The 15,056-nt window shown below is 51.1% G+C and carries 15 protein-coding genes and 1 tRNA gene; 3 read left to right on the top strand and 13 right to left on the bottom strand.

Features of this window, described 5'->3' with window-relative positions:
* Positions 1-87: 87 nt before the first annotated feature.
* From mqnB to rpsU, 7 genes are all read right to left on the bottom strand, one after another.
* Entirely contained in the window at positions 88-717 is a 630-nt protein-coding gene (gene mqnB, locus MJZ25_00955; protein ID MCQ2122734.1) for a futalosine hydrolase, read from the bottom strand.
* Between the two features lie 48 nt (positions 718-765).
* On the bottom strand, positions 766-1,722 hold the full coding sequence (locus MJZ25_00950; GenBank protein ID MCQ2122733.1) for a PfkB family carbohydrate kinase: 957 nt from the start codon (positions 1,720-1,722) through the stop codon (positions 766-768).
* Between the two features lie 22 nt (positions 1,723-1,744).
* Positions 1,745-2,962 carry a tyrosine--tRNA ligase gene (tyrS, locus tag MJZ25_00945; protein MCQ2122732.1) on the bottom strand — a complete coding sequence of 406 codons (1,218 nt, stop codon included), beginning with the start codon at positions 2,960-2,962 and terminating at the stop codon, positions 1,745-1,747.
* 126 nt (positions 2,963-3,088) lie between these two features.
* A complete protein-coding gene (locus MJZ25_00940) occupies positions 3,089-4,282 on the bottom strand; it encodes a hypothetical protein (protein MCQ2122731.1) in 1,194 nt (397 codons plus the stop codon).
* Between the two features lie 34 nt (positions 4,283-4,316).
* Positions 4,317-5,849: a sigma 54-interacting transcriptional regulator gene (locus tag MJZ25_00935; protein ID MCQ2122730.1), complete on the bottom strand. Its 1,533-nt coding sequence runs from the start codon at positions 5,847-5,849 to the stop codon at positions 4,317-4,319.
* 2 nt (positions 5,850-5,851) lie between these two features.
* Positions 5,852-6,322 (bottom strand): GatB/YqeY domain-containing protein, encoded by a 471-nt coding sequence (locus MJZ25_00930; GenBank protein MCQ2122729.1) that lies wholly within the window; start codon positions 6,320-6,322, stop codon positions 5,852-5,854.
* 163 nt (positions 6,323-6,485) lie between these two features.
* Positions 6,486-6,695 (bottom strand): 30S ribosomal protein S21, encoded by a 210-nt coding sequence (rpsU, locus tag MJZ25_00925; GenBank protein ID MCQ2122728.1) that lies wholly within the window; start codon positions 6,693-6,695, stop codon positions 6,486-6,488.
* Positions 6,696-6,893: 198 nt separating this feature from the next.
* On the opposite strand from rpsU, the gene MJZ25_00920 reads away from it, so the two are divergent.
* Positions 6,894-7,781, top strand: coding sequence for an SPOR domain-containing protein (locus MJZ25_00920; GenBank protein ID MCQ2122727.1), 888 nt, complete (start codon positions 6,894-6,896; stop codon positions 7,779-7,781).
* Positions 7,782-7,858: 77 nt separating this feature from the next.
* On the opposite strand, the gene MJZ25_00915 is transcribed toward MJZ25_00920, so the two are convergent.
* Positions 7,859-8,263, bottom strand: a complete 405-nt coding sequence (locus MJZ25_00915) for a hypothetical protein (protein MCQ2122726.1) — start codon at positions 8,261-8,263, stop codon at positions 7,859-7,861.
* A 71-nt stretch (positions 8,264-8,334) separates the two neighbouring features.
* Here MJZ25_00915 and rimO point away from each other — a divergent pair, with 71 nt between their 5' ends.
* On the top strand, positions 8,335-9,648 hold the full coding sequence (gene rimO / locus MJZ25_00910; GenBank protein MCQ2122725.1) for a 30S ribosomal protein S12 methylthiotransferase RimO: 1,314 nt from the start codon (positions 8,335-8,337) through the stop codon (positions 9,646-9,648).
* 68 nt (positions 9,649-9,716) lie between these two features.
* Positions 9,717-9,788: transfer RNA gene (locus tag MJZ25_00905), tRNA-Arg, on the top strand.
* A gap of 70 nt (positions 9,789-9,858) precedes the next feature.
* Here MJZ25_00905 and MJZ25_00900 read toward each other — a convergent pair.
* From MJZ25_00900 to rseP, 5 genes are all read right to left on the bottom strand, one after another.
* Positions 9,859-10,881 carry a hypothetical protein gene (locus MJZ25_00900; GenBank protein MCQ2122724.1) on the bottom strand — a complete coding sequence of 341 codons (1,023 nt, stop codon included), beginning with the start codon at positions 10,879-10,881 and terminating at the stop codon, positions 9,859-9,861.
* 101 nt (positions 10,882-10,982) lie between these two features.
* Positions 10,983-11,792 (bottom strand): DUF3108 domain-containing protein, encoded by an 810-nt coding sequence (locus tag MJZ25_00895; protein ID MCQ2122723.1) that lies wholly within the window; start codon positions 11,790-11,792, stop codon positions 10,983-10,985.
* A gap of 95 nt (positions 11,793-11,887) precedes the next feature.
* Entirely contained in the window at positions 11,888-12,358 is a 471-nt protein-coding gene (purE, locus tag MJZ25_00890; GenBank protein MCQ2122722.1) for a 5-(carboxyamino)imidazole ribonucleotide mutase, read from the bottom strand.
* Entirely contained in the window at positions 12,349-13,629 is a 1,281-nt protein-coding gene (purD, locus tag MJZ25_00885) for a phosphoribosylamine--glycine ligase (protein ID MCQ2122721.1), read from the bottom strand. The genes purE and purD overlap by 10 nt, the downstream gene beginning before the upstream one ends.
* A gap of 26 nt (positions 13,630-13,655) precedes the next feature.
* Positions 13,656-15,035: an RIP metalloprotease RseP gene (gene rseP / locus MJZ25_00880; protein MCQ2122720.1), complete on the bottom strand. Its 1,380-nt coding sequence runs from the start codon at positions 15,033-15,035 to the stop codon at positions 13,656-13,658.
* Positions 15,036-15,056: the final 21 nt, after the last annotated feature.

The raw sequence follows: 15,056 nt of genomic DNA, 5'->3' as shown, positions 1-15,056 counted from the left end.
GTGTGAGGTATGAAGTATGAAGTATGAAAAATTTGGGGCGATTTATTGTTGCGGCCTAGGACTGCAATTCTAGTAATTCGTAATTGGTTATTCGTAATTGAAAAGCTCCCTGAGCTTTTCTAGGGCTTCGGCGATTTCCCACTGGGATTTGTCGCGGGTCCCCACAAAGTTGCTGACAGCGCGAATTTCGTAGGCGGGAACAGCAAAGGCATTGCAGATGGAGAAGCAGGCGGCGCCCTCCATGGATTCCACGTCGGCATTGAACAAATGAGCGCGGACACGGGCGGTGGCTTCGGTTCCGGTACAGCAGTTGACGGAAATGCCCGAGGCGCCCCGCAGGTTTCGAATCCAGAGGGGAGCGGAAGACGGGTCGGCGGCATCGTACTTCTTGACTTCGCCGGAAATTTTAGACCAGGCGGTAAAGGAGCCATCAGCCTCTTCCACACCCAAGTCGCCCACCATTTCAGAGTCTACGCGGACGACATCACCCACTTGCAGGTCGCGGTCCTTAAAGGCGCCACAAATCCCCACTAGTACAACCGACGTAATTTCAAGTTCATTTTTGCGATTAAGCAAGGCGGAAAGGTTTGCAGAAAACTCCACAAGTCCCACGCCCAAGATTGCGGCGCAGCCTAGGTTCTTGCCACCCTCGGCAAGAGAAATTACTTTATCCGTAATATTGTTTGGATTTTCCGGAATAGACACTTCCGGAAACATTTTTGAGAATTCCAACGTTGACGCAAAAGCAAACAACGTCATTCGGAATTACTCCAGCTTTTCGACAGCTTCGGAAAGGGATTTTTCCAATTCGTCTACGCGATCCAGCTTGAGGTTCCAGGGACGTTCCACTTCGCAACGGGCCACAGCCACTGCAGTTGCCTTCACTAGACGTTCCTCAAAGGAAAGGTTCTGGGAATCAGCCAGGAGCCAGCCAGCAAAGAAGGAGTCGCCTGCACCGATATCGTTCTTCATCTGGATGGTCGGCGGTTGGAGCTGAATGCCCTGGAACTTGCCTTCCACAAGCCTAAAGGCGCGGACCGGAGCATCTTCATCGGTCACCACCAGATTCTTGATGGGGAGACGTTCCAGCACCGTGGTAGCGGACATCTTCCAGAACTGGGGACTGCTCATCACCAGAGGAATGCCCATACGTTCGCAAAGCTTGCAGTATTCGTCGAGGTTGATCTTGAGAAGTTCCACACCCTTGGCGAGCCAGGCGTCGATGCCTTCGATAGCGTCGATAAAGACCTTCTTGCCCGTGAAGTCCAGGGAGTTGATCTGGTCCACGTCAAAACCCTTGGGGAAAGAACCGCAAAGGGCAACGCTCTGGGTGGAAGCCCAGTACTGGTTCAAGGTCTGGATGAAGTCTTCGTTTTCCACTTCAGAAAGGAGCGGAGACGGTTCAATAAGTTCTGTAGATTCGCCTTCGCTGACGATGGTGGTGCAGATGCGGGTCGGTTCCTTGATCCACACCGGAGCCTGCTGGATACCGCAGGCAGACAGTTCGTCAAAGATTCGGGAGCCGTGCTCAGAACCCAAGAAATGCATCAGGAGCGGAGTACCGCCAAGCAACTGCAGCACGCGGCCGCAGTTGATGCCCTTACCGGAGGCGTAGGATTCCACCTTGCTAATGCGGTGGACTTCGCCCAGCGTGAACTTGTCCAGGAAGAACAAGCGCTGCCATGCCGGATTCAAACCGAGAATGAGAATTTCCTGAGCCATATTTCCCCAATCCTTGATGAACTTAGAAGTTCACCTTGTAGAACTTACGCTTACCCACCTGGATAACCATCTGGTCGCCGCCCTTGATTTCAATCTGGGCCTGAGGATCAGCCAGCTTTTCGCCACCGATCTTGACGCCACCGTTCTGGACCATGCGGCGGGCTTCACCCTTGGAGGCGAAAGCCTTGACTTCCACCAGGAGGTCGAGGGCACCGTAGGAACCGGCAGCAACAGAGCATTCGGCAGCATCGCTAGGAATTGCGTTACCGCTATGGATTTCCTTTTCCTTGGCAGCGGCTGCTTCTGCAGCTTCGGCGCCATAGTACTGAGTCACGATGTCCATAGCCAGACGATGCTTTGCTTCGTTGGGGTTCATCTTGCCGGAAGCCACGTCAGCCATCATCTGCTTGATTTCTTCCATGGGGATTTCGGTCAAGAGTTCGAACCAGTTTTCAACGATGCTGTCAGCCAGGCTGTAGATCTTGTGGTACATGACGTCGGCAGGCTCGTTGAGGCCCACGTAGTTACCGATGGACTTGGACATCTTGACCTTGCCGTCGGTACCCAGGAGGATAGGCATGAAGAGGCCGATCTGGGGTTCCATGCCTTCGAAAATCTGAAGGTCGCGACCGCGAAGCACGTTGAACTTCTGGTCGGTACCGCCAAGTTCCACGTCGGACTTGATGGCAACGGAGTCGTAGCCCTGCATCATGGGGTACATGAATTCGTGAAGGCTAATGGGGGTATTTGCAGTGTAGCGGTTGTGGAAGTCTTCGCGTTCCAGCATCTGGGCTACAGTGAACTGACCCATAAGTTCGGTAACCTTGCTGAAGTCCAGCTTGGAGAACCATTCGCCATTGTAGTGGATTTCCACCTGGTCACGGCGCACAACCTTGAAGAACTGTTCCTGGTATTCCTTTGCGTTTTCCAGAACCTGTTCGTGGGTGAGGCGTGGACGGGCCTTGTTACGGCCGCTGGGGTCACCAATCTGGGCGGTGTAGTCACCAACGATCAGAACGACGGTATGACCCAGATCCTGGAACTGGCGGAGCTTGCGCATGACGACGGTATGGCCGAAATGAACGTCCGGTGCAGTGGGGTCAACACCCATCTTGATACGGAGGGGAACGCCAGTCTCGTAGGATTTCTGGAGTTTCTTTTCGAGTTCATCCTGCGGGACAATGTCGATCACGCCGCGCATCAAAATATCAAGCTGTTCTTTAACAGGACGGAATTGCATAATTTAGGGTCTAGAGACTAGGGTCTAGGGGTTAGAGGTTTACTTTTCGGAGGGAAAGATAGAAATTAGTAGGAAGTAGGAAGTTTGAAGTAAGAAGGGATTTGTGGTTAAAAAAGTGAATTCAAGTTATTCAACTACGCGAAGAACATCGTATTTGCCATACGAACCGAAATCATTCCTACGCAGGGCATAAAAATTCCCCAAAGTATCTGAAAAGGCCCTGACGTATTCAGCACCACCGCCACACTGTTCCTTAAAATCCTTACCATTCCGTGATGCAAGAACAAACCATGAGTCAGAGCCCCCGCCTTCCCCTACAACCACTAAGACTCCTTTCGAGACAGCCAACGTGCTCCCCGCAAAATTATACTTATCGTTCACCGACTTAATTGGAATCCAGTTCTTCAAATCTTTCGAATAATAAAGGTTTCCGTTTACATGATAACTTCTATCTAACGACATTATATATAGGTCATTGAAGCGGACGAGCGAATAGGATAAACCGCCCATAACGTGATTAGTGTCCCAATTATCCATGTCCTTAGAATAAAGAAGCGCAGTATAACGGTCTGCTCGATTCTCAGCAAAGGTGAAAAAAGAAACGACAATAAAATGCGCAGAATCATTGGAGAACGCATCAAAAATAGGTTCAATCATGTCGCCGAGCTTATAGTTTATCAAGGTCCAATCTTCTGCATTTTTAGAATAATACAATTTTTCATCGTCGCTCTTGTAGAAATATTCATCGTCACAAGTTAGCCACGTCTCCCCCTGGGAGGGCGTGCAATCCCATTTTTCGGCATCCGCAGAATGGCAAATTTCATATTCAGATCCATCATAACGCTTATCTGAAGATCGAACAAATGCTAAATGATTTCCAACAATACAGATTTTGTTATCCGTCGGATTGTAGCTGTCGTTTTCCAATGCATATACGGATTGCCAAGAATCATCTCCGTTCTTTTTTATATAGATAGGCGCCGAATCCGGATCATCCTCATGACCAACCAACCACCGCTTAGAGAAATAGTATGGAACGGCAATTACATTTTCCCCATAAAAGCCGATGCTGGAAAAATAATACGACGAATCCAATTCCGAATCAACTAGGATACTTTCCACATTTTCACAGGATAGCGTAGGCGGTTCGACATACTCAACGAAGATGTCGGCATCCTCTCCAGAAGACAGTTCTTGCGAAGAAGATGAAAGCCTTGCGTCGGGGCCATTAATGTCGGAACTGTCGGAAGATTCGTCAGAGCAGGCACATACAACCACGGCAAAAAAAGCAGAAAGCAACAGTGTAGTTATTTTATTCATAGAGACCTCCAAAACATTTTTCACCGTCGCAATCCTATTTTCCGAAACCAGCGAGATCTATGCCTAGCTGTTTTATTTTGTACGTAAGAATGCGGGGCGTGGTGGAGAGACTGCGGGCAGCTGCGGCCATCTTGCCCTTGGAACTCTTGAGGGCATCGCAAATGATGTCACGTTCGTAGGCTTCCACCATCAGTTTCAGGTTGCCGGACACCTGAGTGCCGGAAGTTTCTGCGGTCTGCAATGTGGTCGGGAAGTGATGGGGGTAGATGACGTCTTCATCGGTCACGAGGACCGCGCGCTCGATGGCGTTTTCAAGCTCGCGGACGTTGCCGGGCCAGGGGTAGCTCATGAGCATGTTGATGGTGGTGCGGGCCAGACGGCGCACGTTCTTACCCACGATACGGCAATAATGTTCCACAAAGTGATCAGCCAGAAGGACGATGTCCGTCTTGCGATTGTGCAGGGCGGGAACGTAGATAGGCGAAATGTGGAGCTGGTAGTAAAGGTCTTCGCGGAAGGTGCCCTCGGCCACCATCTGCTGCAAGTTCTTGGTGGTGGCGGCAATGATGCGGACGTTCACCTTCTTTGAAAAACGGGCGCCAACACGTTCCATTTCGCCATCCTGCAGCAGGCGCAAAAGTTTCACCTGAAGGTTGGGAGAAAGTTCCGCCACTTCATCCAGGAACAGCGTACCGCCATCGGCCTGTTCCACACGGCCCGGGGTTTCCGTAAGGACGCCTACCAAGGCGCCACGTTCACTTCCGAAAAGTTCACGGTCCAGCACAGACTCCGGCATGGAGGCGCAATGGACGCGGATGTAGGGATGAGTGTTGCGGTCGGAACGATAATGGATAGCTTCGGCCACAAGGCCCTTGCCGGTGCCCACCTCCCCCACGATCAGTACGGGAAGGGGATTCTTGGAAACTTGGTCAATCTGGGCGTAGACACGCTGCATTTCGCTGGAGCGCCCGATGATATTGTCGGGCTGGAAGCGGTCCTTAAGCTCCATGGTCAAGCGTTCGTTTTCCGCCTTCAGGATTTCGTTTTCTTCGCGGGCCTGACGACGCAACTTCACTGCGCCCGCAAGCATCTGGGCGATGATTTCTAACAAACGAAGTTTTTCGGGAAGTTCCGTTTCTACAGGATCCTGAACGTCAGCACTCAAGGCGCCAATGACCTCATGTTCCATGATCACGGGAACGCAGAGGAAGGCTCGGTTTTCGTCCTTACCACGGCCAGTGCGGTCCAAGAAGTTGGGGTCTTTTCCCACAGAGGGAATGATGACCGGCTTACCGGTTTCCACCACCTTACCAGTGACACCTTCGCCCACCTTGTAACGGCCCTTACGGGCCTGGCGGCTGGACAAACCTTCTGCAATTTCAATGGAGATTTCGCCGGTGTGGCGATTATACAAAGTAAGGGTGGCATGCTGCACACCCATGGTAGATTCCAACACCTCGAGAATGGGATGAGCCACATTCTCAAAATCTAGACTCTGGTTCAAAATGGAGCTAATCTTGTAGAGCAGCTCCAATTCTTGAATTTTACTTTGTTCGCCTTGAGGCATTATTACTTGAGGGCTTCCTGGACCAGGGCGCTGACGCGCTTGCCATCGAAACGACCCTTCACCTTGGGCTGAAGTTCCTTCATGATCTTGCCCATGTCCTTGGGAGAGGTAGCGCCAGTTGCAGCCTTGATTTCAGCAATCAAAGCCTTGACTTCGTCTTCGGTCATTTCGGCAGGCATGTACTTCTTGTAGATGGCGATGACAGCTTCTTCAGCCGGAATCTTGTCCATGAAGCCACCCTTCTTGAGAATTTCGATAGCTTCCTGCTTTTGCTTCACGCTCTTAGCCAAGACATCCACGCACATTTCATCTGTGATGGATTCGGTAATCTGGGCGGGGGTTGCACCGGACTTCATAGCTTCGTTCTTGATATCAGAATGAAGGGTACGAAGAACGCTGAGGGTTTCGGAATCGTGAGCCTTCATAGAGGCTTTGACATCGTCAAGAATACGAGTAAGCAGTGCACTTGCCATATTTTATTCCTTTTGTCTATAAACACCTAATGAGCCACCAACCAGACAGTTAGCGACTCACAGATTTTCATTTGCCTTGGAAATGATCACCCAGCTACGCGTAGGCTAGGTTTGACCACCTTGCATATGTCTAATCAGGATAGACCCGGACGGGCCAACCGAATTAGTACAGACGCTTACGGTTCTGGTCAGCAATTTCCTTCAAGCGCTTGCGACGAGCAGCAGTTTCGATGCGCTTCTTTTCTTCAGAAGGCTTTTCGAAGCGCTGACGCTTCTTGACATCGGAAATGATGCCGTTCTTTTCGCAAGACTTGGTGAAACGCTTGAGAGCGCGTTCGAAAGGTTCGTTGGACTTAACAATAACGCCGATCACGATAATCCTTTGGTTAATAATTAAAAATTCAAATTTGGATAGCCAAATATATTCATTCCTGTGAGTTCCGTCAAGGGTCTTAAAAAAAGAGCGGGTTTTTATTGTAATAACTTGCGGAATATCAAAGACTTATGTATATTTTAAAAAACTTACAAAGCATAGTTTATCTTGATTTTTCAACAAAAAACGGAGATTGGGATGAAATCCTTTTCAGCTTTATCTTTAGGCTCCCTCGCCCTGGCCTGTTCCTTGTTCATGGCCTGTAACGAAGAAGAAGACCTGGTTCCGCAGATGGAACCTGCAAAACCGGCCGCCCAGGCAGCAGCTCCCGCCGCAAAGCCGGCTCCCGCACCCGCAGCCGAAGCAGCAGCTCCTGCAGCAGAAGAAGCAAAGGCAGCAGACGAACCGCAGCTGGTTCCCATCCAGTCTCTTTCCGCATCCAAGGACGAAGCCGTCAAGGAAGAAGTCCCGGCAGCCAAGGCTCCCATCGCAAATGGCGACGGTCAGTTGGACAAGGGCGACTATGTAATCCAGGTTAGCATCCAGGCTTCCAAGAAGGCTGCAGACGCTATCGTGAAGAAATTGGCAGAAAACAACGTGAAGGCCTACATCGCATCCGTAGAAAACCCGGGTGAACTGGAAGGCACCTACTACCGTATCCGCGTTGGCTACTTCGCAAGCTCCGCAGACGCCCAGAACTACGGTAAGCAGACTTTGAACCCGCTGAACTACGCTTGGTGGGTGGACAAGACCAAGAACGACGAAGTCGGCAATCCTGGTGGTGGCGAAAGCAGTTCCTATAGCAACAGCGCATCCTACAGCAGCAACACCGCTTCTAACGGTAGCTGGGACGATGACGAAGAAGAGGAAGAAGAAGTCGTAGAAATTCCGGCTTCCAAGTCCGCACCTGCAGCAGCTCCTGCACCTAAGGCAGAACCTGCACCGGCTCCCGCACCCAAGGCAGAGCCCGCCCCGGCACCGGCACCTGCTCCGGCCCCCGCTCCCGAAGCTAAGCCAGCTCCCGCAGCTCCGGCAGCACCCGCTGCCCCGGCTCCCGCAGAAGACTTCGAAGACGATTGGGAATAAGGAATCAAGACTACGAAAAAAGCTCCGTTCTTTTGAACGGGGCTTTTTTTATTGTGAGAATAAACTGAAGTTATCTGTTAAAGTCCATACTTTTCAGCATACTGATCGCAAACATCTTCCCAGCCTTCCACAGCTTCTTCAATGGAGACTTCATCGTAGTCGGAGTATGTCAAGTCATGGGTCGTGCAGTTGATATTGGTATACCAGTTGCCTCTTTTCTTTTTTTCGCATTGTTCAGACGCATCGGAAGCGGACGGGTAGTATTCCTTGTAGCTGTAATAGATCCTGTCTCCCTTGAGCGTTCCATCAGCCTGGTAGGTAGCACCGTTCAAGCCCATCTTCATCGTAACGGTAGTAGAAGTGTAGGACACGTTGCAGTAATTGCCACTAGAGTCGCTGCTTCCGGTACTGCTATCGCCACAGGCTACCAAGCCCAAAGCCATAACCATCATTGCTGCAGAAAGAGCAATTTTCATATTCATTGAAGAAGCCTCCTTTTTCCTTGTACTTATCGGTATTTAAAGCTAGAAAATCAATTGCTATATTTGACGGCATGGCTACAAAAAAACCTAAGATTTTCGTTGTCCACCTGGGTTGCTCCAAGAACCAGGTCGACGCAGAACGCCTCGTTGGAGAAATGTTGAGCGCCGGTTTCCAGACCACCGAAACCGCCTCCAAGGCAGACTTCATCCTGGTAAACACCTGCGGCTTTATCGAAGCCGCCAAGGAAGAATCCATCAATGCGATTCTCGCCCAGGTGAAGGGCAAGAAGGCCAAGCAGAAGCTTATCGTGGCCGGTTGCCTTAGCAAGCGCTACGCCGAGGAACTGGAAAAGGAAATTCCCGAAGTAGATTACTGGGTTGGCACCTACAAGCCCGGTGAACTCCTGAAGAAGATGGGCATTGACCAGCCCGCAGGTTGCAATCCGGATAAGTTGCCCCGATTGAACTTGGGCGGCCTTCCCCACCATGCCTACCTGAAGATTGCCGAAGGTTGCAACCGCCGTTGCGCCTATTGCGCCATTCCCAATATCCGCGGTCTCCAGAAATCCACTCCCATCGAGGACCTGGTGAAGGAAGCCAAGGAACTGGAAGCCCAGGGCATCAAGGAACTGACCTTGATTGCACAGGACACCACCTACTTCGGCCGCGAAAAGAAGAACAAGAGCGAGACCCTCACCAACTTGCTGAAGGCCATTCTCGCCGAAACCAATATTCCCTGGATCCGCATGCTGTACTGGTACCCCGCATTCATCGATGATGAACTGCTGGACCTGATGGCAAAGGAACCCCGTCTGGTGAAGTACATCGACATGCCCATCCAGCACAGCAGCGACAGCGTTCTGAAGAACATGCTCCGCAAGTACACCCGCAAGGAACTCGTCGACATTTTGCGCAGGATCCGTACCAAGCTGCCCGACGTTACCCTCCGCACCACAGTGCTGGTAGGTTTCCCCGGTGAAACCCACGAAGACTTCGAAGACCTGATGGACTTGCTTCAGGAAATCAAGTTCGAACATCTGGGCGGCTTTGTGTTCAGCCCCGAAGAAGGCACTCCCGTAATGTCCATGAAGAAACTGGCCCCCGTAGACGAAAGCGAAGCCCGTGCCCGCTTGGACGCCATCACTGAATTCCAGGAAGAACTTGCTGCTCAGTATGCCGAAGATATGATTGGCAAGACTGTTACCGTCATCCTGGACGAAGTGGCAGAAGAAAGCGAATACCATTTCTATGGTCGTACCGAAGGCAACTCTCTGGATACCGACGACATCGTGAAAGTCCTTGAAGGCGACGGCGAAGTGGGCGAATTCAGGAAGGCCCTGGTTGTCGATGCCGAACCTCACGAATTGATTGTCCGCCTGCTTTAAGCGACCGGACTTCACTGCAAAAAAGAGCGAACCCTATGGTTCGCTTTTTTGCTATATTGCCAGCATCCGCCCGTGTATCACAATGGATAGTGTCCTCCCCTCCGAAGGGAGTTATTCCGGTTCGATTCCGGACATGGGTATGAATCGAATAAAAAAAGACCGCTGTTAAAGCGGCCTTTTTTGTTTTAAACTTTTCGCAAACTCAAGAAATTAGCGACCAGCAGCGCCAGAACGGGCTCTTGCCTTTTCACGTTCACGACGACGCTTTTCGGTATCATCCGGGAAGAGTTCCGGCAAAGCGTAACCGATAGCGATACCGAAGACAATGCCAGTCGGGCTCATGCCTTCCGGATTCACGACGCGGGAAATGTATTCAACCCGGACATCAGTTTCAGAGTTAGGCTTTTCCTTGAAGCTGGGATTTTCAGCACCAGTCTTTTTGAGAATCGGAGCATAGTACATACCGATGGAGAACTGCAGGTAGTACCATTCATTGGTGAGGTAAGAAATCAAGAGGTCTGCCTGGTAGCCATTGATTGCAATCAAGGGACGGACACCGGTAGCCTTGTCCGGTACGATGTCATGGTCAAAGTAGACAGTACCATAGGAAAGGGAGAGGCCCAGGTGGAGCGGGTTCTTCGGGAAGAGGTACATGTTCAAACCGACCTTGTAACCGGAACCACCTTCGAAGGTAAAGTTCTTAAAGGAGTCTTCGGAACCAGTGGGAAGTTCGTTGTCGGTACCCTTGGGGAGGAAGCCCACGGAACCATAAACACCGAAATGAACCGGGATCAGGATTTCCGGGAAGATGTATTCGGCACCGATACCGAAGCTCATACCCATACCGGATTCACCCATGAAGGAGTAACGGGAACCCATACCCACCTGGAGCATGAGACGGTTACGGAGCCAGTCACGACGACGCAGAGAGTTTGCGTATTCATCCTGACGCTGTTCTTCTTCAAACTTCTTACGTTCCAGCTGTTCCTTACGCTGTGCAGCGCTCAAGCCGGTTTCGCTAGCAAATTCTTCAGCGCGTTCATCAACGTTTTCTTCGTCATCAATGGAAGCTCTAGAACCACCGGACGGAGCAGAAGCCCATTCGTCGTCTTCGTCAGCGGATTGTTCAGCTGCAGCCGGAGCAGAAATGAAGCCTTCATCATCATCTTCATCATCCTGAGCCCAGGCCAAAAAAGCGGTCAAGCAAACTGTCAAAAGCAATTTTTTAATCATCAAAAGCCTCAGATTATATAATCACTTACGGAATATAACTTATTTATGGGATTTTTTAACAAAAAGTTCTTGTAAAATGTTGGTTTATAACGAATTTCACGTTATTTTGCGGAAATTAGCTTGGCTTTGATGGAACCGAGGGCAATTTCACACTCCATGAGCACAGGGATTCTACGTTCATCGTCGGTCAACCAGATGAAAATTCGGCCCTTGGACACGAAAATTCCATCGCCATCCAGTACCGGTTCCACCTTCACCGTATTCACCTCCCCCAGCACCGTCTTCAATTTTTCACGGCCGTGGGTAACGACTTTCAGTTCATAACGCTTTTTCCCACTGACTGCGGAGAACTTGGAAGTCTCCCCCACAGTCAGAGGCATGGTTCGCACCAGGTAGAAGGCGGACATGATACTATGTTCCATGCCATTGATGGCGACCACCGTATCTGCAGAACGCTTTACCTTGCGTTTCACCGGATCGGTAAACACCGTATCGGAAAGCCAGGCCTTTTCGCCCTTTCGATCAAAACGGATGACAGACTTGTTGTGGTAGCTACCCTCGTGAAGGGTCTTTCGGAAAACTTCGGTCATCAGGCCCTTGTTGCGGACTCGGGTATAAATCGTGTCAGCCACCGGGTAAATCCTTTTGAAGGTTCCCTGGTCATGGGCCATGGTGTAGAATTCCGTTTTTCCGTCGGGAGCCTGCTTCACTTCCAAGGTGGCGGTGCCAGCCGTTATGGGACCCCAGCTCAATTTGAACTCAAGGCGTTCCCCTTTCATCCATGGCGCTTCCACCACAGGAAGATTAGGCTCACCTGCCAGTACGTTTACCGGCAGCACCATAGTCAAAAAAACCGCCGCAAGGACTGCGGCAAGCAAGCGATGAAACGTGAACCGAGAGAAAATTGACATATTAGCGGAGAGTGACGCGCCGTAATCTACGAATTATGAAGTACGAAGTACGAGAAAAAAACTCATAATTCATAAATCATAATTCATAATTGGATTTATCCTTCGATGTCGCCCAAGTCCTTGCGGTACTTGATGAGCTTAGCCTTGACTTCCGGATCGGAGAGTGCAACAATGTGAGCAGCCAGATAGCCTGCGTTCTTGCCGTTACCGATACCCACGGTTGCCACCGGAATGCCACCCGGCATCTGGACGATGGAGTGGAGAGCATCCACACCGTTCAGCGGGCCACCTGCGCAGGGCAGACCGATTACCGGAAGGATGGTGTGCGCAGCCAGCACGCCCGGAAGAGCGGCAGCGAGACCTGCAACACCGATGATGACCTGAAGACCGCGATCGGCAGCTTCCTTGGCATACTTTGCAGTTGCGTTAGGAGTGCGGTGTGCGGAATAGATATTGAATTCCCACTTGATGCCGAAGCTATCCAGCACAGCGGTGATCTTATCTACAACTTCCTGGTCGCTCTTGCTACCAGCGACAATACCAACTTTTGCATTTTCTACTTGCATCTTGCGAGACCCTTCTTACCAATGTCCTTACGATAGAACTTACCTTCGAATTCAACCTTTTCGCAAGCGGCGTATGCAACGTCCAGAGCTTCGCGAAGAGTTGCGCCATGACCTACGACGCCGAACACGCGACCACCGTTGGTGACCAGCTTGCCATCGGCCATCTTGGTACCGGCGTGGAGAACCTGAGCGCCATTCTTTTCGGCTTCTTCAATACCGGTAACCACCTTGCCCTTTTCATAGGAGCCCGGATAGCCGGCACTTGCGAGAACCACGATTGCAGCGGAACCCTTAGGAGCCTTGGGAGCGCCCAGCTTTGCCAGTTCGCCCTTTTCAGCAGCATCGAACAAAGCAAGAACGTCACCGTCGTAAAGCGGAAGCACAATCTGGCATTCCGGGTCACCGAGACGGCAGTTGTATTCCACAACCTTGGGGCCCTTGGAGGTCACCATGATACCGACGTAGAGAACGCCAGTATAGGGTTTGCCTTCGGCAGCCATACCCTTGAGGGTCGGTTCGATAATAGTCTTCTTGACTTCATCCAGCAGAGCGTCGGTAACAACCGGAGCCGGAGAGTATGCACCCATTCCACCGGTGTTGGGGCCCTTGTCGTCGTCGAAGACGCGCTTGTGGTCCTGAGCGGAAGAGAGGATGGTGTAATCCTTACCGTCGGAAACGACAAAGATGGAGGCTTCTTCGCCATCCATGAATTCTTCAATCACCACAGTCTTGCCGGATTCGCCAAAGACTGCCTTTTCGCCCAGCATTTCTTCGACGGCGTCGTTTGCTTCCTTGTCGGTCATGCAGACGATGGCGCCCTTACCAGCGGCAAGGCCAGAAGCCTTCACCACGATGGGAGCGGGATGTTCGGCCAGGAACTTCTTTGCAGAAGCCAGGTCAGTAAAGGTTTCAAATGCAGCGGTGGGGACATTGTACTTCTTCATGATGTCCTTGCTGAAAGCCTTGGAGCCTTCAAGAGCTGCAGCGCCTGCGGTAGGACCGAAGGCACGGAGACCGCGAGCACGGAATTCGTCAACCACGCCAGCCACCAGCGGAATTTCCGGTCCAATGATGGCCAGGTCAATGTTGTTGGCAACAGCGAGGTCGGCAATAGCCTTGGGGTCGGCCACATCTACGGGGATGCACTTGCCGAGGTTTGCCATACCCGGGTTACCCGGAGCGCAAATGAGGGAGTCGCACATGGGAGACTTCTTTACAGCGAGGGCAATGGCGTGTTCACGGCCACCGCTACCGACAACGAGAATATTCATACTGTGTTTCCTTTTTTATTTAAAAATCAACGCAAGAACAGAGACAGCTTTCCGAAATCGAGGATTGTGATGAACACAAAGAAGGAAATGAAGAAGGCTGCAGCAACGTTCTGAATAACAGTCTGGGTCTTTGTAGAAAGAGGCTTGCCACGAAGCTTTTCGATACCGAGGAACATCAAGAGACCACCATCGGTAATTGCCAGCGGAAGCAAATTCATAACGCCAAGGTTGATGCTGATGAGAGCGAGAAGCATCAGGAATTCCTGGAAGCCGCTCATCCAGACATTACCCATCACAGCGACGATAGACACCGGACCAGAGAAAGCATCCATCTTGACCTGACCCTTGAAAAGGCGGCCAAAGTAACGGAAAATACTGGTGGTCATTTTCAGGCTTGTAGCGCAGGTCTTTTGCAAGGCTTCAATAGGACCGCGCCGAACAAACTTCGTTTCACGGAAAAGAACGTAGCCCATCTGGACACCGATCATATAACGTTTGGTATCTTCGCTATAGACGGGAGTCATGGGAAGGGTCAAGGTATCGCCACCGCGGATCACGGTGACCTTGACTTCTTCACCCTTGGAACCATCGATATGGCGGACCACGTCTTCGTAACGGCCAATATGGTTGCCGTTGATTTCAAAGACAGTATCGTTCTGGAGGATGCCGGCCTTTTCGGCGGCAGAACCCGCCATAGGCGGCAGGCGGACAATAACGCGGTTCTGGGGATAAATGCCGATATCACCGATACCCATCTTTGTTTCGGATTCCGTAGAATCCTTGGCAGGAATCACCAGTTCTTCGGGGACCACGGTAATCATTACCGGAGCACCACCACGATGGATTTCCAGTTCCACATTGGCACCAAGGCTCACACCAATCTGTTCACGGAAATCATCCCAGCCTTGGGTTTCCTTACCGTTCATAGCGGTAATGGTATCGCCAGGGAGAATGCCAGCAACCTCGGCAGGAGAACCCTTGCCCACGAAGCCGATAATCAGTTCCTTATTGGCAGGTTCCTGCACACCCACCATGTAGAGGATCATCAAGAGAATAAATGCAAAGACGATATTGATGAAGGGACCGGCAAAGGCGATTGCTGCGCGAGCACCTACGGACTTTCCCGTAAAGTCACGTTCGCCCGGAACCTGGCCATCCTTGAAGGAATCGGGATTTTCGCCAGCCATGGCCACATAGCCACCAAAGGGAATGGCAGAGATGCAATATTCAGTTTCGCCTTTTCTAAACCTGAACAATTTCTTGCCGAAGCCCACACTGAACGTGTTCACTTTCACGTTATTCCACTTGGCCACCAAGAAATGACCCAGTTCATGGATAGTCACCAGGAAACTAAGGCCGATAAGGCCAAGAATGAACATCAAAACATTGTCAAGAATAGAACTCATTATGGGGTAATATAGAAAAAG

The organism is Fibrobacter sp., from assembly GCA_024399065.1.
Lineage (GTDB): Bacteria > Fibrobacterota > Fibrobacteria > Fibrobacterales > Fibrobacteraceae > Fibrobacter.
This window is presented reverse-complemented; position numbering and strand designations above follow the sequence as displayed.

What these genes read in the sequence shown, in the direction of transcription:
- mqnB (MCQ2122734.1), bottom strand. Translation starts at nt 717, where the DNA reads ATGTTTCCGGAAGTGTCTATTCCGGAAAATCCAAACAATATTACGGAT.
- MJZ25_00950 (MCQ2122733.1), bottom strand. Translation starts at nt 1,722, where the DNA reads ATGGCTCAGGAAATTCTCATTCTCGGTTTGAATCCGGCATGGCAGCGC.
- tyrS (MCQ2122732.1), bottom strand. Translation starts at nt 2,962, where the DNA reads ATGCAATTCCGTCCTGTTAAAGAACAGCTTGATATTTTGATGCGCGGC.
- MJZ25_00940 (MCQ2122731.1), bottom strand. Translation starts at nt 4,282, where the DNA reads ATGAATAAAATAACTACACTGTTGCTTTCTGCTTTTTTTGCCGTGGTT.
- MJZ25_00935 (MCQ2122730.1), bottom strand. Translation starts at nt 5,849, where the DNA reads ATGCCTCAAGGCGAACAAAGTAAAATTCAAGAATTGGAGCTGCTCTAC.
- MJZ25_00930 (MCQ2122729.1), bottom strand. Translation starts at nt 6,322, where the DNA reads ATGGCAAGTGCACTGCTTACTCGTATTCTTGACGATGTCAAAGCCTCT.
- MJZ25_00920 (MCQ2122727.1), top strand. Translation starts at nt 6,894, where the DNA reads ATGAAATCCTTTTCAGCTTTATCTTTAGGCTCCCTCGCCCTGGCCTGT.
- MJZ25_00915 (MCQ2122726.1), bottom strand. Translation starts at nt 8,263, where the DNA reads ATGAATATGAAAATTGCTCTTTCTGCAGCAATGATGGTTATGGCTTTG.
- rimO (MCQ2122725.1), top strand. Translation starts at nt 8,335, where the DNA reads ATGGCTACAAAAAAACCTAAGATTTTCGTTGTCCACCTGGGTTGCTCC.
- MJZ25_00900 (MCQ2122724.1), bottom strand. Translation starts at nt 10,881, where the DNA reads ATGATTAAAAAATTGCTTTTGACAGTTTGCTTGACCGCTTTTTTGGCC.
- MJZ25_00895 (MCQ2122723.1), bottom strand. Translation starts at nt 11,792, where the DNA reads ATGTCAATTTTCTCTCGGTTCACGTTTCATCGCTTGCTTGCCGCAGTC.
- purE (MCQ2122722.1), bottom strand. Translation starts at nt 12,358, where the DNA reads ATGCAAGTAGAAAATGCAAAAGTTGGTATTGTCGCTGGTAGCAAGAGC.
- purD (MCQ2122721.1), bottom strand. Translation starts at nt 13,629, where the DNA reads ATGAATATTCTCGTTGTCGGTAGCGGTGGCCGTGAACACGCCATTGCC.
- rseP (MCQ2122720.1), bottom strand. Translation starts at nt 15,035, where the DNA reads ATGAGTTCTATTCTTGACAATGTTTTGATGTTCATTCTTGGCCTTATC.